Genomic DNA, 21,125 nt, shown 5'->3' with positions numbered 1-21,125 from the left:
GGGGGCGGAGGCCTCAAAATATACGTCCCTGCCCCTCCCCAAAACGCGGGTTCGATGGAAAAAAAGAAGTTTTGTAAGAAGATAAAGAACCGAAATTGGAGAAAAACCTGATTTCTTGGTTACGCGAAGTAGTTTTTCTGCGGAAATTTTTATTTTTTGAACGTGATTCCCCGATTTGGAGATCTAAGAAACGCGGGGCCTGTTGTTTTTAAGTCGCATGATTTGATGCGTCAGTCATGATTTTCGGAAAGCTGGGGGCTGCCTCTGGTGTTTTCCGACCTCCCGGCCCGCAGGATGCGGTACCCAAGCCGGGTGAGCGCTGGATGCGCGTGTCGGAAAATACCGGAGGTAGTCCACAGATTTCCGAAAGGCATGGCGGTCGACTTTATTACGAGGGCGAAAAAAGCAAAAAGCCCCGTGTTTCCACGAGGCTTTCGGCAATTTTCAAAACCAATAAGGTCAGAAAGACTACTTAACAGTAACTTTCGCGCCTGCAGCTTCAAGAGCTTTTTTGATTTTTTCAGCGTCTTCTTTAGTCGCGCCTTCTTTAACTGCTTTGCCACCAGCTTCAACTAGTGCTTTAGCTTCAGCAAGACCCAAACCAGTCAAACCACGTACTTCTTTGATTACGTTGATTTTGTTCGCGCCAGCATCAACCAAGATTACGTCGAATGCAGTTTTTTCTTCAACAGCAGCAGCAGGACCAGCTGCAGCAGCTACAGGAGCAGCAGCAGAAACGCCCCATTTTTCTTCAAGCATTTTTACAAGTTCAGCGATTTCAAGAACTGTTTTCGCAGACAATGCGTCAACAAGTTGATCGTTAGTTAGAGACATTTAATCCTCCAGGGATTTAAAAAAATTATTTAAAAATTCAAAAATACAGCACCATTAACTCCGAATAGCCGGAGCTCAAGCATTATGCTTGTGGAGCAGCTTCAGTACCAGCTTCAGCGCCGCCACCAAGTTTTTCAGCGTATACGTTCAAGCATCTAGCAAGTGTAGTTGCTGGAGCAAGAAGTGTAGCCAAGAACATAGCACGGAGTTGGTCTTTACCTGGAAGAGTCGCCAAGAATTTAATCTTTGCGTCGTCCAAAGCTTCGCCATCCATTACACCAGACTTGATTTGAAGAACTTCTACGTCCTTAGCGAAATCAGCCAATGTTTTAGCAGTCGCGTTCACTTCACCGTATGAGAATACGATGGCGTTAGTACCCTTCATTGAATTAGTAAATGCTTTTTCAATAGCTGGGTGATCTTTGAACGCTCTTTTTGCTAGAGTATTACGGACAACTTTCATCTCTGAATCAGCAGCATTCAATTTTTTACGCAAGTTAGTTACTTGCTCAACCTTGATGCCTTTGAAGTCAACGATGAAAGCTCCTTTAGCTTTACCGAATTTATCAGTAATAACCTTAATCTCTTGCTCTTTATCTGCGCGAGTGATCATAAGTGAGCCTCCTTTCATTAGACTCCCTTCTTGCGAAGGGGTGAGTGCGAATCAGGGTCTTATCTCGGTAGGCCCCACACAGTCGTGGGATTACATCTGAAAAAAGAAACCTACTGTCTCTGATCGCTTAAAATATTAGAAACAAATTTATCTAGAAGCCCAAATAACCACTCCGGCGCGAGCCGGAGTGCAATTAAACTAAGCTAGAGCGCCAGTTGCAGCTGCTGCTGCATTTGGCTCGATCTTCACGCCAGGACCCATAGTAGATGCTACGGAGATAGAGCGAAGATAGATACCTTTAGAAGATGCTGGTTTCGCTTTAACTAGAGCGGCCAAAAGGACCATGAAGTTATCACGAAGTTTAGCATCGCCCATAGATTTCTTACCGATACCAGCATGTACGATACCTGCTTTATCAACGCGGAAATCCAACTTACCTTTTTTCTCGGCAGTTACGGCTTCGCCAACGTTCATAGTTACAGTACCGATTTTTGGATTCGGCATCAAACCACGAGGCCCTAGAATTTTAGCAACTTTAGAAACAGTCGCCATCATGTCTGGAGTCGCGATACATTTATCGAAATCCAACCAGCCACCTTGGATTTTAGCCACAAGGTCGTCAGCGCCAACAAAGTCTGCGCCAGCGTTTTTCGCTTCAGTCTCTTTAGGACCTTTTGCGAAAACAACTACTTTTACTTCTTTACCCAAACCGTGAGGCAATGCGATTGCGCCACGAACTTGTTGATCAGATTGCTTAGGGTCGATACCCAAACGCAATGCTACGTCGATTGATTCATCAAATTTAGCTGGAGCGGACTCAACAACTAGTTTGAATGCTTCATCAACAGTGTATTTTTTTGCAGAATCAACCTTCTTAGAGGCTGCTGCGAACTTTTTACCTGCCATTGTTCACTCCTACGCGATGTCGATGCCCATGCTCTTAGCTGTACCAGCGACTTGTGCCATTGCTGATTCAACTTTCAAGCAGTTCAAGTCAGGCAATTTCGTTGTAGCGATTTGCTTGATTTGATCGTTATTGATTTTACCAACTTTGTCTTTTTGAGGCATTTTGGAACCAGATTCCAATTTCAACGCCTTTTTAATCAAAGAAGACACCGGTGGTGTTTTTGTGATGAAAGTAAACGATCTGTCCTGATAAACAGTGATGATGATAGGGATGATGCTATCACCCAACGCTTGTGTACGAGCGTTGAACTGCTTACAGAATTCCATGATGTTTACCCCGTGCTGTCCAAGTGCCGGTCCAACGGGAGGAGCTGGATTAGCTTTCCCTGCCGGTATTTGCAGCTTGATCATTCCTGTAACTTTTTTTGCCATGACCCACTCCTGCAAGAGGTGTATTTAAAAGTCCGAAGTCCGCCCCATGCGGGCTTCAGATTTAAGCTTTATCTACTTGAATGTAGTCCAACTCAACTGGAGTTGGTCTACCGAAGATGCTCACAAGAACCTTAAGCTTAGCTTTGTCCTCGTTAATTTCTTCTACAGTTCCTTGGAAGTTAGCAAATGGACCGTCAACAACAGTCACATTTTCACCTACAGAGAACTTAACCTTCATTTTAGGTTTTTCTGCAACGCCAGCCATTTGCTGAGTTACGCGGAAAACCTCTGCTTCAGGTACTTCTGGGGGACGAGTTTTAGTGCCACCCACAAAGCCTGTTACTTTTGACGCATTTCTCACCAAATGCCAAGTCTCATCATTCAAAAACATTTGAACGAAGATATAACCCGGGAAAAATTTACGCGATTTAGTTTGTTTTTGGCCTTTTACAAGCTCCACAACGTTTTCAGCTGGGATCAGAATTTCGCCAAACATTTCTTCCATCTTGGAAGTTTTGATCTTTTCCTCGATGGCTTTTTTAGCCGTATTTTCACAACTTGTCTGAACGTTTACGATGTACCACTTTTTGTCCATGGTCCGATCCTTACTTCATTAGGAAGTTGATAAAGAAGCCTGAAATCAAATCGAATGAGCTGATGATCACGCTTGAGATAAGAACCATTACTACGCAAACGATAGTCATTGCTGTCGTATCTTTGCGGGAAGGCCATACAACCTTACGGATTTCAGAAACTACTTCTTCCCCCCAAGCTAGTACGCGTGGGTTGAACTGAAGTGCTGCAAACAAAACGATACCTGTTGCAACCGGAAGACCGTGTTTGAACAAGTCGTTGTCAGCCAATTTTGCAACAACACCAAAAGCACCCGAAAATGCTTTGATAAGGAAGTGCACGGTCAATCCAACCAAAGCACCCGCAATTGCAAAACTAAGAGTCATAATCTTAGAGTTAGTTTTTTCCACGATACCTCATTCCTGTTGAAATATTTGTGTAGAAATTGGCAGGGGCGGAGGGATTCGAACCCACGACCTAACGATTTGGAGTCGTTCGCTCTACCGCTGGAGCTACACCCCTGCACGATCTTTTTAATGATAATTTACCGCTCCCTGCGTTGCTTCGTCGTCGGCCTACCTGTGTGTAGGGCCTTCTCCTTGCGTCTTGTGATCGATAAATTCTCATTAAAAATCTCCCAAAAAGGGAGATTACAGAAACATTTTTAGCATTGCCAAGAAACACCGAGGGGGACCCTTTTGTCAAGGAGTCCCCCGGGTGATTTTTATTTCAGCCTATGCTGCGTTAATCCTACTCAAGGATGTCGATAACAACGCCGGCGCCAACTGTACGGCCACCTTCGCGGATCGCGAAACGCAATTCTTTTTCCATTGCGATCGGAGCGATCAATTCAACAGACAATTCAACGCGGTCACCTGGCATAACCATTTCAGTGCCAGCTTTCAAAGTACAAACACCAGTTACGTCAGTTGTACGGAAGTAGAACTGTGGACGGTAACCGTTGAAGAATGGAGTATGACGTCCGCCTTCTTCTTTAGTAAGGATGTACGCTTCTGCTTTGAATTTTTTGTGAGGTTTAACTGAACCTGGTTTAGCCAAAACTTGACCACGTTCAACGTCTTCTTTTTTAGTACCACGAAGAAGAACACCACAGTTGTCCCCTGCTTGACCTTCATCAAGAAGTTTACGGAACATTTCGATACCAGTAACTGTAGTTTTTTGAGTTGGACGGATACCGATGATTTCGATCTCGTCACCAACTTTAACGATACCACGCTCAACACGGCCAGTAACAACTGTACCACGACCAGAGATAGAGAACACGTCCTCTACTGGCATCAAGAAAGTTTTGTCAGTAGCACGAGCTGGTTGTGGAATGTAAGCGTCGCAAGCTTCCATCAATTTCATGATAGATGGACGACCGATTTCAGATTGGTCACCTTCCAAAGCTTTCAAAGCAGAACCTTTTACTACAGGGATATCATCGCCTGGGTATTCGTACTTAGAAAGAAGTTCGCGGATTTCAAGCTCAACAAGCTCAAGAAGTTCTTTATCGTCAACCATGTCAACTTTGTTCATGAAAACAACCATTGCTGGGATACCAACTTGGCGACCCAAAAGGATGTGTTCACGAGTTTGTGGCATAGGACCGTCAGCAGAAGAAACTACTAGGATCGCGCCGTCCATTTGAGCAGCACCAGTGATCATGTTTTTTACGTAGTCAGCATGTCCTGGGCAGTCAACGTGTGCGTAGTGGCGGTTTTCAGTTTCGTACTCAACGTGAGTAGTGGAGATAGTGATACCACGCTCGCGCTCTTCTGGAGACTTATCGATTTGGTCGTAAGACATCGCTTGAGCTTTACCAGCCGCTGCAAGAGTAGTAGTGATAGCAGCAGTCAAAGTTGTTTTACCATGGTCGACGTGACCGATTGTACCGATGTTAACATGCGGTTTCGTACGGGTGAATTTCTCTTTAGACATTAGTCCTCCTGCAGAGATTTTTTATTTTTATCTAACTTAAAGCCAAATTTTTTAAATTCAAGTGTAAAACTAAGTGGAGCCCATGATCGGAGCCGAACCGACGACCTCACCCTTACCAAGGGTGTGCTCTACCACTGAGCTACATGGGCGTCTGAAATTTGGAGCGGGAAACGGGTCTCGAACCCGCAACCCTCTGCTTGGAAGGCAGATACTCTAGCCAATTGAGCTATTCCCGCCCATTAACAGAAACCCTAATTTCACCGAGAAAATATTTAAAAAAATGGTGGGCAGGGAAGGATTCGAACCTTCGTAAGCGCAAGCTAACGGATTTACAGTCCGTCCCCTTTAGCCACTCGGGCACCTACCCATTTTTTTTAAATACTTACTCAGAGAAATTTGGAGCTGGTTATGGGACTCGAACCCGCAACCTGCTGATTACAAATCAGCTGCTCTACCAATTGAGCTAAACCAGCATCACTGAGATAACCGAAAGAGTTATAGTGGAAAAAATCTACATTCGTCAAAGATAATTATCTGTCAGACTGCGATTTTTTAGACTTTCCGCGCTGCGCGTGCTGCCTTAGTGTTTCTGTCAGAGCCATTGCTGTCGCGACAGACGCATTATAAGAGGCTGATGCACTCGTTTGCGGAATGAAAACTAATTCATCACACAGACGCTCTGTTGTCACTCTCAAACCTTTATCTTCTGCCCCAATTGCCCAAATTACTTTTTCTGGCAAATCGAGCTCAAATATAGATTTTTTTCCGCGAGGACTTAGGCCATAAATCCAATAGCCTTTTTCTTTTAGTGTTTCCGCGTACTTACTAAAGTTCGTCGTGGATTCAACGGCAACATGCTCGACGCCGCCGCAGGCGACTTTATGAACCGTAGGGGTTAGACCCACCGCGCGATCCTCTGGAATTAATACACCTTTAACATTGGTTAACCAGGAAGTTCTTAGAATCGCGCCCAAATTATGGGGATCTTCGATACCGTCCAACATCAAAACAATAGATGTCTCCAGATTTCCCAAATGGTCTAGGTCCATCCCTGGCGCACCTTCAACAAAAAGTGCTGCACCCTGATGAGACGAGCCAAATTTATCGATAACAGCTTCTTGGCGAATTTCTGGAGTGATGTGGTGCTTGCGAGCCATCTCCTCTAGATCACGCAAATCCACAGAAGACTCCCAGCCATTTTTCAACCACATGCCTTTAACTTTTTTAGGGCGCATATAGAGAGCTTCTTTGATTGCGTGATTACCCACCACGATTCTCCACTCTCTGGGAATGGCATTTTCAGAGCGAGATCCTTGCTGAGGACGACCGCCTGGAGAGCGACTTTGCGGGGGACGAGATCCCTGCGGGCGAGATGAGCCCTGAGAAGATCTTTGAGAGTTGTTTTTTGCACCGGAACGGAAATTATTTTTCTTCATACTACATCGCCATCACAAACTGATTCGCAGCTTCTTTAATATCTTTTGCTTCTAAAATGGGGCGACCTACCACCAATGCGGAAGCGCCTTTTTCGAGTGCTTCTTGGGGGCCCATGATTCGCTTTTGGTCGCCAGAGTCGTTTATACTAAAGCGAATTCCCGGCGTGACAAGATAGAGACCCTGATTTTGTAAAAGGTCCAGCTCGTGGGGCGAGCAAACGACCCCTGACAGACCTGATTTTTGAACTAAACTCGCCAATTCAGTCACGTGCTGAGCAATCGGCTGAGGATTCATCACCGGAGGCAATGAGCTCTGATCCCAGGAAGTTAATATGGTCACAGCGAGAATGCGGAACGGGCGAATTTTACTAAGTTCAGCCTCTGCCTTGGCCATTCTTTGCAAAGCCTCTGCACCACTCAGAGCGTGAACAGTGACTAACGAGGCACCCGCGTCGAAGCTGGCGCGAACAGCGGCTTCCATCGTTGAGGGAATATCGAAGTGTTTATTATCCAAAAAGATGGGAGCTCTTTGCGACATCTCCTGCACGAACTCCATGCCGTACCGAAGGCAAAGACGTGGACCGAGTTTGATTCCCCCGACGATATCCCCGATTTGATCGGCGATTTTCAAAGCTTGATCTCTGGTGTCGACATCAAGAGCGAGGATTAAGGGATTTCTCATGGGATGGGCGCGCAGGTTTTTATTCATGGAATAACTCCTGCGCTCCACACTCTCATAAACTGGCAATCAGGTCATTTATTTTCGACGATAATGAGCGTGTTCCAACCCATGACACGGATGGGATTTCCATTCACGTCACGAGCAACCCGGCCATTCTCGTTGAATAAAGGCACTAACTTTTGGGGCTGAGATGAAACTTTATTCCAAAGAATGATGGCGTTGTCTTTGTGGACACGAACGCATCCTCCAGAAGCGCGTCTGCCGAGTTCTTTGTAGTGATCTGGAGTCGTGGCATGAACGGCGACTCCCCCATTAAAGAACATTGCATACTCCATGTGGGCTTTCCAGGTGTAGGAGTAATGATCGCGCACTAATTTATAGGGCGAAAAAGTTCCAACCGGAGTAGTCGTCCAATACCAGCGACCGCTTTTCGCTTTTTCGTATTGTTCTCGGCCGGTAGACACCAGATATGTTGCCGTTGGCATTCCGTTTTCCATCACTTGCATTTGCTGCGCAGATGGACCGATCGGAGCTTTGTTGATTCTTAAAACGATCGCGTATTCGCGATAGACATCTATGCCATCCTGAGCGGCGATGATTTCCGGATTGATCACAGCAGCACGCATTTCAGTGCGAGGAGCGCCGATTTCATTGGCGAGCTCGTCCGTTGTCATCAGATCATCTAAAGATTCATTGTTGGGCAGGGTTTCATTATCAGGTGGAGTATTCGGCGTATCGGTTGCCGGCGACGTCGTCAGAGAGAATTCTTTATCAGCGAAGGAAGTTAAGGAAAATACCGAAACGAGCAACAACAAGGTAAAGATTAAGGCTTTCATATAAACCCTCCTGTTATTGACACTTATAGATCCCTAGTTTTAAGAATCTGCGCCGTTTTCCCGTCGGTCAAAGACAATAAAAAAACGGAGAGAAATTCCCTCCGTTCGACAAATTCATAAGCAATTTGAAATCAACTCTGTCAGACCAAGGGCTTTACATTTCCGAGGGAATTCAACATCCCGCTCAACCCACCTCAAATCCCCTCCCCGAGCCCCTCCCCGAGCCCATCCCCGAGCCCTCCCAACGTCGCAAATCGAAAATTTCTAGCTAGGACGCTGGAAGATTGGATTTATCAAGGCGCGAGGCGGAAGCTGTACTAACAGTACAGCGACAACGAAGCAACGCAGAGAAATCCAATATACCGGCGTCCTCTGGGACTAGTAAGATTTCGCGAACAATACCCACTTGGTTGCGGGTTTACCGGAGAAGATACAGTTTCCGCTGATGGGCTCTTGTTTCAATGGAGCGCAACGAGGAGTTACTTTTAATTGGGCTAACAAATCGTGACCGATGCCTTCTTCACACCATGGAACCAATGCGAAACCTGGGGCAGAGTTTTCTTCGCCTTTAAAGTACGCTTCGAATTCTTTAAGATCAGTGATTTTTTTGATGTTGCTGTCACGGAAAGCTTTCGCTCTTTCGAACAAACCGTCTTGGATTTCTTGCAACAAAGCACTGATACCTTGAACGAAAGCATCACGGGCTTGGCCGGATTTTTCTTTGGGGCCTTTGTCACGACGGCCGACGAAAACTTCGCCTTTAGCCATGTCACGAGGACCTACTTCAACACGCACTGGAACACCCTGTTTGATGTATTGCCATGCTTTATCGCCACCACGGATATCGCGGTCGTCGACTTTCACGCGTACTGAGCCACCGTTGAAAGTTTGAGATTTAACTTCTTTCGCCAGGCTGTTCACGTATTCCAGAACTTGCGCTTTTTCAGCGTCGTTACGATAGATAGGTACGATCACAACGTGCAAGGGAGCGATTCGTGGCGGCACTACGAAACCATTATCGTCTGAATGAGTCATGATCAAACCACCGATAAGGCGAGTTGAAACACCCCATGATGTTGTCCATGCTGTCTCTTCTTTACCTTCAGCGCTTAGGTATTTGATGCCGGAAGCTTTAGCGAAGTTTTGACCCAAGAAATGAGACGTTCCTGCCTGAAGTGCTTTTTTATCCTGCATAAGAGCTTCGATAGTGTAAGTATCAACCGCACCTGGGAAACGCTCGTCAGAAGTTTTCATTCCTTTGATCACAGGCATTGCCATGTAGTTTTCAGCGAAGTCTGCATAACAGTCCAACATCTGCAAAGTCTCTTCTTGAGCTTCCTTTGCAGTCGCGTGAACCGTATGACCTTCTTGCCACAAAAACTCTGCCGTCCTTAGGAACATACGCGTGCGCATTTCCCATCTCATCACGTTACACCATTGGTTAATCAAAACAGGAAGGTCACGGTAAGACTTAACCCATTTTGCGAATTGATGGCCGATGATTGTTTCTGAAGTTGGACGGATAATAAGTGGCTCTTCAAGTTCGCCGTCTGGAACGAGCTTGCCATTGCCATCACCTTTCAAACGGTGATGAGTCACGACGGCGCATTCTTTTGCGAAGCCTTCAACGTGTTCTGCTTCTTTTTCCAGGAAGCTTAGTGGAATTAGCAATGGGAAGTATGCGTTCACGTGGCCCGTATCTTTAAACATGCGATCCAGAACGGCTTGCATGTTTTCCCAGACAGCGTAGCCCCAAGGCTTGATAACCATGCAACCACGAACCGGAGAATTTTCAGCCATATCAGCTGCCGTGATGACTTGTTGGTACCACTCTGGGTAGTTTTCAGAACGTGTTGGTTTAATTGCTGTATCTGACATTTCGCTATTCCTTAAATATCTTTAGTAACTGGTCAGTGGGACACTAGATGTCTTTAGTGTCTATACCGTAAGCTTTAATTTTTCTGTGAAGGTAACTTCTTTCCAGGCCGATCACTTCGGCGGTTTTTGAAATATTACCGCCGTTTTCGTTGATCTTGCGAAGAAGGTATTCTTTTTCGAACTGCGCACGAGCATCGCGGAACGTGGAGAGGTCTTGCATCTCAAAACCTTTTTCGTCGTCTTTGTCGATCAAACCTGCAAAACGCAAGTCATGAACGTCAACGAATTCGCCTGGGGTCAGGATGTATACGCGTTCGATAAAGTTTTTAAGTTCGCGTACGTTCCCCGTCCATTGGTGAGAAAGCATTTTGTTCATAGCTTGTTCACTGATGGCTTTTTTAGGGAAACCGCTTTCGCGAGCGACGTTATCGGAGAAGAAAGAAACCAGAACCGGGATATCTTCCGGATGCTCGCGAAGAGCTGGTACGCGGAATGGAATTACGTTCAAGCGATAGTAAAGATCTTCGCGGAAGCGGCCTTCTTTAACTTCTTTATCCAGGTCTTTTGAAGACGCTGCGATCACGCGCACGTCATTTTCAATCGTTTCAGACCCACCGACACGGCGGTATTTTTTGTCATCAAGATAAGTCAAAAGTTTCGCTTGAGCATCTTTGTTCATTTCGCTGATTTCCGCGATGTACAAAGTTCCACCTTGAGCGAGGTCCAATTTACCTTTTTTTGCACGGTCCACACCTGGCATTGCGCCTTTTTCAATACCGAAGATTTCTGATTCCAAAAGATCTTCAGGAATGCCACCGCAGTTGATTTCAACAAATGGACGGCTGGCACGAGCGCTTAGGTAGTGGATGTTTTGTGCGACAAGTTCTTTGCCAGTTCCCGCTTCACCTTGGATCAAAACCCAAGAGTTTGTCGGTGCCACGCGGGCAATCACTTGTTTGGTTGCTACGATCGAAGGCGCCTCGCCCACAAGAGCGATGGATTTACGAAGCTTGTTCAACAAAAGCGATTTCTCTTCTTTAGCTTGCTGGAAGCTCAGGATGTTTGAAATCACGATCAGGATTTTATCCATTGAAAGCGGCTTTTCGATGAAATCCCATGCGCCCAGCTTAGTTGCTTTAACCGCTGTTTCGATAGTTCCATGGCCAGAGATCATCACGAACTCAACATTCGGGAATTCTTTGCGAGCACGAGTTAAAACTTCGATACCATCGAATTTACCCGGCATCCAGATGTCTTGGAAGACTACGTCTGGCTGAACGTCTTTGATCGCTTGCAGACCCGACTCACCGTCGTGGGCAAGAAATACTTGATAGCCTTCATCCTTCAAAGAGGCTGAAAGCACATCACGAATCGGTGCTTCGTCGTCAATAATCAGAATTTTAGTCGATAGAGCCGTCATCACGGACCTTCTTTCTATTCTTCAGAGGGCTTCCAAGCGCCCACTTCGTTTACAGGGATCTCGATCACCAGTTTCAGACCTTTAGGTTCATTGGCTGTCGCACGAATGAATCCATTATGGTCTTCGATGATTCTTTTTACGATAGGTAAGCCTAAACCAGTTCCGCCCTCTTTTGTAGAGTAGTACGGTTCAAAAATGCGGTTTCTTTGCTCTGCTGACACTCCGTCTCCATTGTCAGCCACTGTCATTCGCATGGTTTTAATATCTTTTGAATAAAGTGTGGCTATTTGGACAGTTGGTTGTGGTTCTTTAGCCACAGCAGCCACAGCGTTATCCACAAGGTTCACCAGAACACGGCGGAATTGATCGGGGTCGAATTTGAATTCTGGCAATTCCCTATCAGGTTTGAAATCAAAACTTATATTTGGATGAGCCTGACGATAAAGGCCGAGGGATTCCTCAACCACGCTGTTGAAATTCGCAACCACGGGACGAGCCTGCGGAAGACGAGCAAAGTTACTGAACTCGTTCACCAGATTTTTTAGACCATCCACTTGTTTTACGATCATTGTCGTACATTCACTGAATGCCGGATCCGTGATCGAAGCACCGAACTTTCTTTGCAGGCGTTCTGCGGAAAGTTTGATTGGTGTCAGGGGATTTTTAATCTCATGGGCGATACGACGGGCCACTTCTGTCCAAGCGGCAGAACGTTGAGCGTTCACGATTGGAGTCATATCATCGAATACCAAGACTTTACCGACAGCTTCGCCTTTTTCATCTTTAAGGATGGAAAGACTCATCAACAGAGGCACGGCTTCCCCTTGAACGTTCAAGCGGAATTCCTTTTGAATACTTTCGATTTTATGATCCTGCATGGTTTTAAGCAGGTCTGCGAAAGTACGGAAATACTCTAGTGTCAAAAGCTCGCGCACAGACTTACCGATGTAGCGCTCAGGATCTATTTTCAACAACTGAGCTGCGTGACGATTGATCGTGGAAACGCGACCGGCCTGATCGACCGAGATCACGCCCGTGTTCACGTTACGAAGAACTGTATCTGTGTAGCGCGCGTGCTGATCGAGCTCTTCCAGTGTATTTTCAAGAGTCACAGTCATTTGATTGAAACTTGAAATCAGGTCGGTGATTTCCTCGGAACCGGATTTAATTTCCAGCGGAGTGTAATCCCCTCCCGCAATCCTGCGAGTCGCGCGCCCCAACTGCACGATCGGAATCGAGAGCTGTCGGGCCAAATAGAACCCAAACCAGGTCGCCGCCAACAAGATAACGAAGGTCATCAATACCAGGATGATCAGATAAATAGATTTCAAAGGGTATTCGAGCGGATTGATATCACGGAACTCGTCATAGGCCGTTGAGATATCATCCATTTTGCTTACGAGTGATAGTGGCAAGAAGCTGGAAACAACGATGGCACCTTTGTCAGCGCCCTCTTTGACCGGAACGATCACGCGCACCAGATTTCCATCCCCGAATTGATGGATGATGGAGGCTTCGGCTTGAACCTTGATACCTTTTTGCAGGAACTCAAGAGAGACCGCTGGCACCGTTGGAACGGTGTCGTCTTCTGCGGAAACGACAACTCGCTTACCAAAAAGTGACGGATAATACTCCACTGCATCCAAACTGAATTCTTTGCGAAGTTGCTCGACTTTGCGTTTGATGTCGTTGGAATTGCTTAACGGCCGAACGGAATCCGCAATCTGATGAGCGAAGTGGTAGTTCTTTTTCTTGGCATTGAAATAGTAGGCATTGGTGACTTCGATGGAGCTTTTAAGAACTCCCGCCATTTTGGCGCTAAACCACTTATCAAAGCTCGAGTTAATATAAAATACGGAGATGATAAACATCAGCACAGTCGGAATAAAGCTGAACGCGACGAACGCGGCGACAAGTTTTGCTTTAAGACTGCTACCGAAGATTTTACCTTGGCGCTCGACGAAGACCTTCACGATGTTTCGGAAGATCATGAACAACAATAACAACAACAGAACGATGTTAAAGTTTACGAGACCAAAGAAGAAGATACTGTGAACGAATGGAAGTTGCTGGCTTGTCGCGAACAATCTGATTTCAAACCAGGTCAACAGAACGAACATCAAAGAGACGACCAGAACGATAAAGATCTCTCGTCTTCTCTTTTTTAACTCCTGCGGACCATGTGGTAGAAACTCATCTCGGTCAGACACCCAGCACCCTTCGTTAGGCTTATAATGCTAAATTACTTTTTAGCTTTTTTCGCGGCTTTTTTTGCTTTAGCCGGAGCTTTCTTTGCTGCTTTAGCTGCCTTTGGAGCTTTTCCCTTTGCTGCAGCTTTTGGAGCCGGTTGAGCCGCCAACATCTTAGCAGTTTTCATCGTCGCTGGGATTTCCCCCACCAAACCGATCATTTCCATAACAACTTGAGCTGCTTCTTCACCCTTGTTCATGTGTTCAGCGCTGCCTGTGCGAGCAATCGCTTGCTCTTCGTTTTCAGTTGTCAAAATACCGAAACCGATTGGTTTTTTATAATCAAGCATCAAGCGAGTGATACCGTCAGTTACGGAGTTGCAGACATAATCATAGTGAGAAGTTTCCCCACGAATAACAGCACCCAAAGCAACCACACCGTCACAACCTGCATCCAAGAAAGCTTGGCAAGCAAGAGGTACTTCAACTGCGCCTGGAACCAAGGCCGCGTAAATTTCAACTCCCTCACAAGACTCAAGATAAGAGATTGCTCCCTCTTCAAGTTTTTGAGTGATTTCAGAATTCCAGCGTGCAGTTACAACGCCAACTTTGATGCTTGCCATTAGTGAGCCCCTTTTAAATTTTCAATTGCCACAATTTCAACGATTTCCAAATCAAATGCTTTCAAACCGACTTTCTTTTCCGGTTTGTTAGTGATCAGGCGAATTTTATTCGCACCGATCTCGCGCAAAATTTGCGCGCCGATACCGTAGTCACGCTCGTCCATCAACGGAGTCGATGGACGCAGATCTTCCATACCCATCAAAGCTTGAAGTTCTTGAGTCAAACCTTGCGTACGGTTGTTCCCGCGCAGAAGAACGAAAGCACCGTGACCAGCATCTTCAATCATTTTTAGACTTTCGACAACTGACGAAGCGCCTCTTTGCACAACAGCCATGAAATCACGAGTGAAATTGTCCACGTGAACACGGATCAATGCAGCTTCGTCTTTTTTGATTTCACCTTTTTGGATCACCAAGTGTTCAAGTCCGTCCACTGTGGAACGGAATACACGGGCTTTGTAACCTTCACCGAAAGAAGCTGGCAAAGGAATGTTCGCCAACTCTTCGACCAAAGTTTCATTTGCCAAACGGTAAGCGATCAAGTCCACGATCGTACCGATTTTGATTCCGTGCTTTTTTGCGAATTCTTTCAAATCCGGAACGCGCGCCATGGAACCATCTGGATTCATCACTTCGCAAATAACCGCTGCTGGATTCAAGCCTGCCAAACGAGCCAGATCCACAGAAGCTTCTGTATGTCCTGCACGTTTTAATACACCACCGTGTTGCGCACGGATGGGGAAGATATGACCTGGCATGTGAACGTCAGCCGGTTTTGCGTGAGGATTTGCTGCCACTTTACACGTGTGAGCACGATCTGCGGCAGAGATACCTGTAGAGATTCCTTCAGCGGCTTCGATGGAAACTGTGAAGGCTGTTTTATTCGGAGCATAGTTGTACTCGTCACGAACCATTAAAGGCAGTTGCAAGCGATCCATTTGTTGAGGAGTCATGCACAGACAAACCAGACCACGAGCTTCAGAGATCATAAAGTTGATCGCCTGCGCATTCACGTGATCTGTCGCAAGAATCAGATCACCTTCATTTTCACGGTCTTCGTCGTCCACCAGGATAACGACTTTACCCGCTCTTACATCATCAAGAATTTCTGGGATCGTATTGAATGCCATCGAGTTAATCCTTTTTTACTTCCAAAGAACGTTGAATCGCGCGCGCCATATAATCCGGCTCCACATTGATTTTGCTGCCAACCTTCATTTCGCCCAAGTTTGTGCGTTTGAGGGTTTCCGGAATCAGGCAGACAGAGACTGTGTTTTTATCAAGCTCGTTAACCGTAAGACTTACGCCGTTTAGCGTGATGCTCCCCTTTTTCCAAACATAAGGCAGGATTGTGTCCTGAACCTTTACGTCCAAAAAGAAGGATTCGCCGATCAGCTCGGATCTTGTCACGGAGCCCAAACTATCAACGTGGCCCGTCACCAAATGACCATGAATTCGGTCACCAAATCGCAAAGATCTCTCTAAATTGACCTTTTTGCCGATCCAACTGCTTGGGTTCCAATCAAGGACCTTGATGGTTTCCGCTGCCAGAGCGAAAGTCATTTGCTTCTCATCAAAGGCTTCCACGGTCAGGCAAACACCATCACAAGCGATGCTATCCCCGAGCTTTAAATCATTGAATTCAGAAGGTTTTTTAATTTTAATGCGATAGGCATTTTGAAGCTCTTCCGAGCTTTCAATTGGCATAACGGATTCGACGATTCCAGAAAACATAAGGGCCTCTGCTTGAATGGGCTGGAAACTACACTTTCACAGGGAGATTGGCAAGGAAAGCCACCCTATTTTCACTGTGTTGAAAGCCCGAACCTTCCCTAAATTCATTGACCTGGCTGAGTCGGATTCAGAAGATGAAATTATGAAAAAACTAATTGGTGTTTTATTGATTCTTGGCGGCCTTTTTTCGAACTCAGCCCTGGGGCAAACCTCTAGTCAAAATCTGTCCTATGACCTCAGCGGTGGTATCGGAACATATAATGGAAACAGCTATACGGAAATCGATCTGGGGCTCAATTGGTATTTGAAAGATTGGCTGAACTGGCGCAATTCCATTTTCACTCAATTCGGCTCTAGCATTAACACTACTTACGGTTTGGACACGGCAGCGATTTTTGGAACGGGTTTTTACTCTTCTCCAAAATTTGGTGTTGAGGTCTTTGCCGGTCCCGGTTTGCGATTTGCCAACGAAGATGCCAGTGGTTATTTCGGAAAAGCCGGTTTGATTTTTGCCATTGGTCCAATACGAATTGGTGGCGGCGCCCAAGTCACGAAGTACTATGATACCCGCCGAGACAAATATGGATTCAAAATGCCCGACGAGGAAGTTCAATACTTTATTGTTCTTTCAGGCGGAGGCAATTTATAGGGAGAAACCAGAATGGAAAGCGGAGACATCATAGCAGAAAGTCCCGCTTTTATTTCTGCCTTGTCGTTAGCTCGCAAAGTTGCTGAAAGTTGCTCCAATGTTCTGATCACAGGCGAAAGTGGCACCGGCAAAGAAGTCATTGCCAAATTTATTCACTCCCAAAGCCCACGAAACTCGCGAAGCTTCGTCGCGCTGAATTGCGCAGCCATCCCTGACAATTTATTAGAATCAGAACTTTTCGGTTATGCTCGCGGAGCCTTCACGGGTGCACATAACAGCAAGGCGGGATTACTGGAAGAAGCCGAAGGCGGCACTCTGTTTCTAGACGAGATTGCCGACTTAGATATCAGTTTGCAAGCGAAGCTCTTGCGAGTTTTGCAGGAACGCAAAATTAAACGTCTGGGAGAGAACACACTTCGGCCCATCAACATTCGTGTGATTGCAGCGACTCATGAAAATCTGAACCGGGCCGTACAAACTAAAAAGTTCCGCGAAGATCTTTTCTTTCGTTTAAACGTGATCAGCATCAATGTCCCTTCGCTGCGGGAACGACGCGAAGATATTTTGCCCCTTGCCACACATTTTCTAAGAAAGTTTTCAACTATCAATGCTAAGAATATATTAGGATTGACCCCCGCTGCGAATGAATTTTTACTGCAGGAGTCGTGGCAGGGAAATGTGCGGGAACTGGAAAACCGCATCGAACGCGCCGTGGTTTTAGCTCTGAATTCACATATCGAAGTCGAGGATTTGCATCCGCAAGCCAGCACCTTCACTCAACAAAAGCAGAACACGATTAGTTTTTTACGAGATAAAGTAAATGAATGTCCTTCCAAGATCCTAACCATCGACGATATGAATCAGCTTTATATCGAATACGCCTTGTCCCTTAACAATGGCGCAAAAGAAAAGACCGCCCGCGATTTAGGCATCGATCGCAAGACTCTGTATCGCAAACTTGGGAAACGACACCCCACTTTGTGATAGTTGGCATCCGCTTTGCTTAACCAAATATCAGTAACACCACTGAGGAGGTCTGCATGTTACGGGCTGCAATCGCATTTTTTATTTTAGCCATCGTAGCGTTTGTTTTAGGCGCTAATGGCGTGGCGGGAATATCAATGGAAGTCGGAAGACTGCTGTTGATCGTGTTCTTAGTACTGGCTGTTATCAGCTTCTTCGTCAATATGATTGGCCGAAGAGGACCAAGGTAAGAATTCCTACGAGTCAATTTGCCCCGTAACTAGGGAAAGTTTCCCCGGGGCAGTTTGACTCCTCCCAACTTTTCTTGAAGGCCCTTTTTGCAAAAAAAGAAGGGCTTCCATTCTAGAAGCCCATCTTGACATTAAACTATCAGGTCACTATTTTTTCAGATTATCTTCTGCCTGAAGAAGAGTTTCTGTCAGTAGAAGATTGGGAGCCTCTTTGAGAATCTTTGTTAGAGCCGCTTTCGTTGCGGTTTGAAGAATTTGAAGACTCTCTTCTTTGATCTTCAGATCTGTTGCCTGAACGGTCCGTAGAAGAAGAATTTGAAGACGACTTATTCATATTGTTGTTACCCATGTTGGTACTCCTGTAAAGATAGGCAAGCATCATTGCCTGCCTATCCGAGGAGTTAGCCAAAGTCGTGCCAACTTTTAGAATGTCAAATGATTGGAATCCGCTTTCACTTCAACTGTGTCACCTGCTTTTACACCGCCACTGATGATCTGTTTCGAGAGTGGATTTAACAACTCTGTTTGGATCACGCGCTTCAAAGGACGAGCCCCATAAATTGGGTCGTAGCCTTTGCGAGCCAGGAACTCCACAGCTTCTTTGCTGAATGAGATACCGATCTTTTTGCCTTTCAATCTTTGCGCAACCAGATCCAACTGCACCTGCACAATGCCGGCAATTTGATCCTGACCCAAAGAATGATAGATCACAACTTCATCAATACGATTCAAAAACTCTGGGCGGAAATGTTCGCGCAAGGCTTCTGTCACCGCTTTCTGTTTTGCATCGTCGTTCATTTTTGGATCTAAAATCGATTGCGAACCCACATTCGAAGTCATGATCAAAACTGTGTTTTTAAAATCCACCGTGCGACCTTGACCATCTGTCAATCGACCGTCGTCCAAAACCTGCAACAGGATATTGAACACATCCGGATGAGCCTTCTCGACTTCGTCCAACAAAACGACGCTGTAAGGTCTGCGACGAACGGCCTCAGTCAATTGACCACCCTCTTCGTAGCCCACATATCCCGGAGGCGCTCCCACCAAACGAGACACGGCGTGTTTTTCCATGTATTCACTCATGTCGATACGAACAACTGCTTGCTCATCATCGAACATGAATTCAGCCAAGGCCTTAACGGTTTCAGTTTTACCCACCCCCGTTGGCCCCAAGAACATGAATGTTCCAATAGGTCGATTTGGATCGGAGATCTCTGCACGTGCTCTGCGAATGGCATCTGCCACTACCGTTAATGCATGGTCCTGACCGACAACGCGTTTTTTAAGCTCATCTTCCATGTGCAAAAGTTTTTGGCTTTCACTTTCAAGCATTTTGCTAACTGGAACACCCGTCCATTTCGCGACAACTTCTGCCACGTCTTCAGGCCCCACTTCTTCTTTCAGCATGCGGTTTTCATTGCCGTTTTGCTCTTTGCTACGTTCTTCCATGGCTTTAAGTTTGTTCTCGGTCTCTGGAAGTTTTCCGTATTTTAGCTCTGCGGCTTTGCCCAAATCGCCTTCACGCTCGGCTTTGGAAATTGCGACCTTGAGGTCTTCAATATCCGCCTTGAGTTTTTTGATCTGAGTGATACCACCCTTTTCAAATTCCCATTGCTCGCGCAAAAGCTGGTTCTTGGCACTTAGACCTGCGATCTCTTTATCGATCACAGTGATGCGTTCCTTCGCACCTTCTTCTTTTTCTTTTTTCAAAGCTTCTTTTTCAATTCGCAGCTGCATTAACTCGCGCTCAATTTTATCCACTTCTTCAGGGACAGAGCGAGTCTCGATACCCAACTTACTTGCCGCTTCGTCGATCAAGTCGATCGCCTTGTCGGGCAAGAAACGATTGGTGATATAACGACGAGAAAGTTTCACCGCCGAAACCAAGGCCGAATCAGTGATACGAATCCCGTGATGCACTTCGTATTTTTCTTTCAAGCCACGAAGGATCGTGATCGCATCTTCTTCACTAGGTTCTTCGACCATGACCGTCTGGAAACGACGCTCAAGGGCCGCATCCTTTTCGATGTACTTGCGATACTCATCCAACGTGGTGGCACCGATACAGCGAAGTTCGCCACGGGCCAAAGCTGGTTTTAACAATTGACCAGCATCCATTGCCCCATCTGTCTTCCCAGCACCAACAAGTGTATGAAGTTCGTCGATGAATAGAATAATCTGACCTTCGCTGGACGTGACTTCTTTGATGACCGCTTTCAAACGATCTTCAAATTCACCGCGGTATTTTGCACCTGCGATCAAAGCCCCCATATCCAAGGACATCAATTTTTTACCAATCAAATTATCCGGCACGTCGTGCTTCAAGATACGAATCGCCAAACCCTCGGCGATTGCGGTTTTACCCACACCGGGTTCCCCGATCAAAACAGGATTATTTTTTGTACGACGCGACAACACCTGCACCACGCGACGAATCTCTTCATCCCGACCGACCACAGGGTCTAGTTTACCTTCGGCGGCTAAAGCCGTCAGATCACGTGCGTACTTGGTCAAAACCTCGTACTTGTTTTCTGGATCGTCATCAGTGACTTTTTGATTGCCACGCATTTCTCTTAAAGAATTTTTAACTTTATCTGGGTTCAGGTTGAACTTTTTAAAGAATGCATTCAACTCTCCATCAGTTCCTTTTAGCATCGCTAAAAAGAAGTGTTCAGTTGAAATATAGGCATCGCCCCACTCGTCGGCCTCAATCTCCGCCCCGCGGAAAATTTTCTCCAGGCGTGGACTGGCAAATTGTTTTTGCCCGCCACCCGTGACAGTCGGAAAGCGATCGACTTTTTTACGAAGTTCACTCAAGAAGTCCGCTTGAGCGACATTTAGTTTGTCTAGAAGACGAGGGATAATTCCCTCACTTTGCTGTACCAGCTCTAACAAAAGATGTTCTGGCTCAACAGATGGGTTTGACTTGCGTTCAGCCAGCTTTGCAGCAGCCTGCATTGCCTCTTGGCTTTTTCGCGTCATTTTTTCAATATCGTTGCTCATAGCACCTCCATCTGCTTAAAGGATGAGGTCTATTTCGCCATTGTCAACTCTAAGGAATCGATAAAATGCCAGGTATTGTTAATCCTAAAGGAAAGGGAAAATCTCAGCCCCGCATCCGTCCCTCGATGCATAAGGACAGAGTGAATCCTAGCGACTTTA

At 46.1% G+C, this 21,125-nt stretch carries 21 protein-coding genes and 5 tRNA genes; 3 read left to right on the top strand and 23 right to left on the bottom strand.

Features of this window, described 5'->3' with window-relative positions:
• Window positions 1-468: 468 nt before the first annotated feature.
• The 21 genes from rplL to DOM22_RS03790 form a co-directional block, all read right to left on the bottom strand.
• Window positions 469-834: a 50S ribosomal protein L7/L12 gene (gene rplL, locus DOM22_RS03890; RefSeq protein ID WP_088615314.1), complete on the bottom strand. Its 366-nt coding sequence runs from the start codon at window positions 832-834 to the stop codon at window positions 469-471.
• Window positions 835-916: 82 nt separating this feature from the next.
• Complete coding sequence (rplJ, locus tag DOM22_RS03885; protein WP_246845838.1) at window positions 917-1,447, bottom strand: 50S ribosomal protein L10; 531 nt, start codon at window positions 1,445-1,447, stop codon at window positions 917-919.
• 198 nt (window positions 1,448-1,645) lie between these two features.
• Window positions 1,646-2,353, bottom strand: coding sequence for a 50S ribosomal protein L1 (gene rplA / locus DOM22_RS03880; protein ID WP_142699122.1), 708 nt, complete (start codon window positions 2,351-2,353; stop codon window positions 1,646-1,648).
• 9 nt (window positions 2,354-2,362) lie between these two features.
• Window positions 2,363-2,785, bottom strand: coding sequence for a 50S ribosomal protein L11 (gene rplK / locus DOM22_RS03875; protein WP_088615317.1), 423 nt, complete (start codon window positions 2,783-2,785; stop codon window positions 2,363-2,365).
• Between the two features lie 61 nt (window positions 2,786-2,846).
• Complete coding sequence (nusG, locus tag DOM22_RS03870) at window positions 2,847-3,380, bottom strand: transcription termination/antitermination protein NusG (protein WP_142699121.1); 534 nt, start codon at window positions 3,378-3,380, stop codon at window positions 2,847-2,849.
• A 10-nt stretch (window positions 3,381-3,390) separates the two neighbouring features.
• Window positions 3,391-3,768: a preprotein translocase subunit SecE gene (secE, locus tag DOM22_RS03865; protein WP_142699120.1), complete on the bottom strand. Its 378-nt coding sequence runs from the start codon at window positions 3,766-3,768 to the stop codon at window positions 3,391-3,393.
• A 36-nt stretch (window positions 3,769-3,804) separates the two neighbouring features.
• Window positions 3,805-3,880: transfer RNA gene (locus tag DOM22_RS03860), tRNA-Trp, on the bottom strand.
• Window positions 3,881-4,108: 228 nt separating this feature from the next.
• The gene (gene tuf / locus DOM22_RS03855) at window positions 4,109-5,299 is read right to left on the bottom strand and encodes an elongation factor Tu (RefSeq protein ID WP_142699119.1); all 1,191 of its coding nucleotides are present in this window, start codon (window positions 5,297-5,299) and stop codon (window positions 4,109-4,111) included.
• 74 nt (window positions 5,300-5,373) lie between these two features.
• A tRNA-Thr gene (locus DOM22_RS03850) sits at window positions 5,374-5,448 on the bottom strand.
• Between the two features lie 10 nt (window positions 5,449-5,458).
• Window positions 5,459-5,535: transfer RNA gene (locus DOM22_RS03845), tRNA-Gly, on the bottom strand.
• 45 nt (window positions 5,536-5,580) lie between these two features.
• Window positions 5,581-5,666 (bottom strand) — tRNA-Tyr (locus DOM22_RS03840).
• A gap of 30 nt (window positions 5,667-5,696) precedes the next feature.
• Window positions 5,697-5,772: transfer RNA gene (locus DOM22_RS03835), tRNA-Thr, on the bottom strand.
• 57 nt (window positions 5,773-5,829) lie between these two features.
• A complete protein-coding gene (locus DOM22_RS03830; RefSeq protein ID WP_142699118.1) occupies window positions 5,830-6,735 on the bottom strand; it encodes an RNA methyltransferase in 906 nt (301 codons plus the stop codon).
• A gap of 1 nt (window position 6,736) precedes the next feature.
• On the bottom strand, window positions 6,737-7,444 hold the full coding sequence (pyrF, locus tag DOM22_RS03825) for an orotidine-5'-phosphate decarboxylase (protein WP_142699117.1): 708 nt from the start codon (window positions 7,442-7,444) through the stop codon (window positions 6,737-6,739).
• A gap of 44 nt (window positions 7,445-7,488) precedes the next feature.
• Entirely contained in the window at window positions 7,489-8,253 is a 765-nt protein-coding gene (locus DOM22_RS03820) for a L,D-transpeptidase (RefSeq protein ID WP_142699116.1), read from the bottom strand.
• A 378-nt stretch (window positions 8,254-8,631) separates the two neighbouring features.
• Window positions 8,632-10,131, bottom strand: a complete 1,500-nt coding sequence (proS, locus tag DOM22_RS03815) for a proline--tRNA ligase (RefSeq protein ID WP_142699115.1) — start codon at window positions 10,129-10,131, stop codon at window positions 8,632-8,634.
• 43 nt (window positions 10,132-10,174) lie between these two features.
• On the bottom strand, window positions 10,175-11,551 hold the full coding sequence (locus DOM22_RS03810; protein WP_142699114.1) for a sigma-54 dependent transcriptional regulator: 1,377 nt from the start codon (window positions 11,549-11,551) through the stop codon (window positions 10,175-10,177).
• Between the two features lie 14 nt (window positions 11,552-11,565).
• Window positions 11,566-13,761 (bottom strand): ATP-binding protein, encoded by a 2,196-nt coding sequence (locus DOM22_RS03805; RefSeq protein ID WP_142699113.1) that lies wholly within the window; start codon window positions 13,759-13,761, stop codon window positions 11,566-11,568.
• Window positions 13,762-13,793: 32 nt separating this feature from the next.
• On the bottom strand, window positions 13,794-14,363 hold the full coding sequence (ribH, locus tag DOM22_RS03800; RefSeq protein ID WP_142699112.1) for a 6,7-dimethyl-8-ribityllumazine synthase: 570 nt from the start codon (window positions 14,361-14,363) through the stop codon (window positions 13,794-13,796).
• Window positions 14,363-15,493 carry a 3,4-dihydroxy-2-butanone-4-phosphate synthase gene (ribB, locus tag DOM22_RS03795; protein ID WP_142699111.1) on the bottom strand — a complete coding sequence of 377 codons (1,131 nt, stop codon included), beginning with the start codon at window positions 15,491-15,493 and terminating at the stop codon, window positions 14,363-14,365. Before ribB ends, ribH begins: the two co-directional genes overlap by 1 nt.
• Before the next feature lie 4 nt (window positions 15,494-15,497).
• Window positions 15,498-16,097 (bottom strand): riboflavin synthase, encoded by a 600-nt coding sequence (locus DOM22_RS03790; RefSeq protein ID WP_142699110.1) that lies wholly within the window; start codon window positions 16,095-16,097, stop codon window positions 15,498-15,500.
• Between the two features lie 142 nt (window positions 16,098-16,239).
• On the opposite strand from DOM22_RS03790, the gene DOM22_RS03785 reads away from it, so the two are divergent.
• Genes DOM22_RS03785 through DOM22_RS03775 form a run of 3 tightly spaced genes read left to right on the top strand, consistent with a single transcriptional unit; the run spans window position 16,240 to window position 17,960 of the window.
• Window positions 16,240-16,746: a hypothetical protein gene (locus tag DOM22_RS03785; RefSeq protein WP_142699109.1), complete on the top strand. Its 507-nt coding sequence runs from the start codon at window positions 16,240-16,242 to the stop codon at window positions 16,744-16,746.
• A 12-nt stretch (window positions 16,747-16,758) separates the two neighbouring features.
• Window positions 16,759-17,730 carry a sigma-54-dependent Fis family transcriptional regulator gene (locus DOM22_RS03780; protein WP_142699108.1) on the top strand — a complete coding sequence of 324 codons (972 nt, stop codon included), beginning with the start codon at window positions 16,759-16,761 and terminating at the stop codon, window positions 17,728-17,730.
• Window positions 17,731-17,786: 56 nt separating this feature from the next.
• A complete protein-coding gene (locus tag DOM22_RS03775; protein ID WP_142699107.1) occupies window positions 17,787-17,960 on the top strand; it encodes a DUF1328 domain-containing protein in 174 nt (57 codons plus the stop codon).
• 160 nt (window positions 17,961-18,120) lie between these two features.
• Here DOM22_RS03775 and DOM22_RS03770 read toward each other — a convergent pair whose 3' ends face one another.
• Together DOM22_RS03770 and clpB are read right to left on the bottom strand one after the other, a co-directional pair.
• The gene (locus DOM22_RS03770; protein ID WP_142699106.1) at window positions 18,121-18,309 is read right to left on the bottom strand and encodes a hypothetical protein; all 189 of its coding nucleotides are present in this window, start codon (window positions 18,307-18,309) and stop codon (window positions 18,121-18,123) included.
• Between the two features lie 74 nt (window positions 18,310-18,383).
• The gene (gene clpB / locus DOM22_RS03765) at window positions 18,384-20,966 is read right to left on the bottom strand and encodes an ATP-dependent chaperone ClpB (RefSeq protein WP_246845837.1); all 2,583 of its coding nucleotides are present in this window, start codon (window positions 20,964-20,966) and stop codon (window positions 18,384-18,386) included.
• Window positions 20,967-21,125 lie beyond the last annotated feature (159 nt).

This window comes from Bdellovibrio sp. ZAP7 (genome assembly GCF_006874645.1).
In the GTDB taxonomy this organism is placed as follows: Bacteria; Bdellovibrionota; Bdellovibrionia; order Bdellovibrionales; family Bdellovibrionaceae; genus Bdellovibrio.
Note: the sequence above shows the minus strand (reverse complement) of the source record. Positions and strands in the feature narration are given on the sequence as shown.

Coding starts and splice junctions, on each gene's coding strand:
- rplL (WP_088615314.1), bottom strand. CDS start 834: ATGTCTCTAACTAACGATCAACTTGTTGACGCATTGTCTGCGAAAACA.
- rplJ (WP_246845838.1), bottom strand. CDS start 1,447: ATGATCACTCGCGCAGATAAAGAGCAAGAGATTAAGGTTATTACTGAT.
- rplA (WP_142699122.1), bottom strand. CDS start 2,353: ATGGCAGGTAAAAAGTTCGCAGCAGCCTCTAAGAAGGTTGATTCTGCA.
- rplK (WP_088615317.1), bottom strand. CDS start 2,785: ATGGCAAAAAAAGTTACAGGAATGATCAAGCTGCAAATACCGGCAGGG.
- nusG (WP_142699121.1), bottom strand. CDS start 3,380: ATGGACAAAAAGTGGTACATCGTAAACGTTCAGACAAGTTGTGAAAAT.
- tuf (WP_142699119.1), bottom strand. CDS start 5,299: ATGTCTAAAGAGAAATTCACCCGTACGAAACCGCATGTTAACATCGGT.
- DOM22_RS03830 (WP_142699118.1), bottom strand. CDS start 6,735: ATGAAGAAAAATAATTTCCGTTCCGGTGCAAAAAACAACTCTCAAAGA.
- pyrF (WP_142699117.1), bottom strand. CDS start 7,444: ATGAATAAAAACCTGCGCGCCCATCCCATGAGAAATCCCTTAATCCTC.
- DOM22_RS03820 (WP_142699116.1), bottom strand. CDS start 8,253: ATGAAAGCCTTAATCTTTACCTTGTTGTTGCTCGTTTCGGTATTTTCC.
- proS (WP_142699115.1), bottom strand. CDS start 10,131: ATGTCAGATACAGCAATTAAACCAACACGTTCTGAAAACTACCCAGAG.
- DOM22_RS03810 (WP_142699114.1), bottom strand. CDS start 11,551: ATGACGGCTCTATCGACTAAAATTCTGATTATTGACGACGAAGCACCG.
- ribH (WP_142699112.1), bottom strand. CDS start 14,363: ATGGCAAGCATCAAAGTTGGCGTTGTAACTGCACGCTGGAATTCTGAA.
- ribB (WP_142699111.1), bottom strand. CDS start 15,493: ATGGCATTCAATACGATCCCAGAAATTCTTGATGATGTAAGAGCGGGT.
- DOM22_RS03790 (WP_142699110.1), bottom strand. CDS start 16,097: ATGTTTTCTGGAATCGTCGAATCCGTTATGCCAATTGAAAGCTCGGAA.
- DOM22_RS03785 (WP_142699109.1), top strand. CDS start 16,240: ATGAAAAAACTAATTGGTGTTTTATTGATTCTTGGCGGCCTTTTTTCG.
- DOM22_RS03780 (WP_142699108.1), top strand. CDS start 16,759: ATGGAAAGCGGAGACATCATAGCAGAAAGTCCCGCTTTTATTTCTGCC.
- DOM22_RS03775 (WP_142699107.1), top strand. CDS start 17,787: ATGTTACGGGCTGCAATCGCATTTTTTATTTTAGCCATCGTAGCGTTT.
- DOM22_RS03770 (WP_142699106.1), bottom strand. CDS start 18,309: ATGGGTAACAACAATATGAATAAGTCGTCTTCAAATTCTTCTTCTACG.
- clpB (WP_246845837.1), bottom strand. CDS start 20,966: ATGAGCAACGATATTGAAAAAATGACGCGAAAAAGCCAAGAGGCAATG.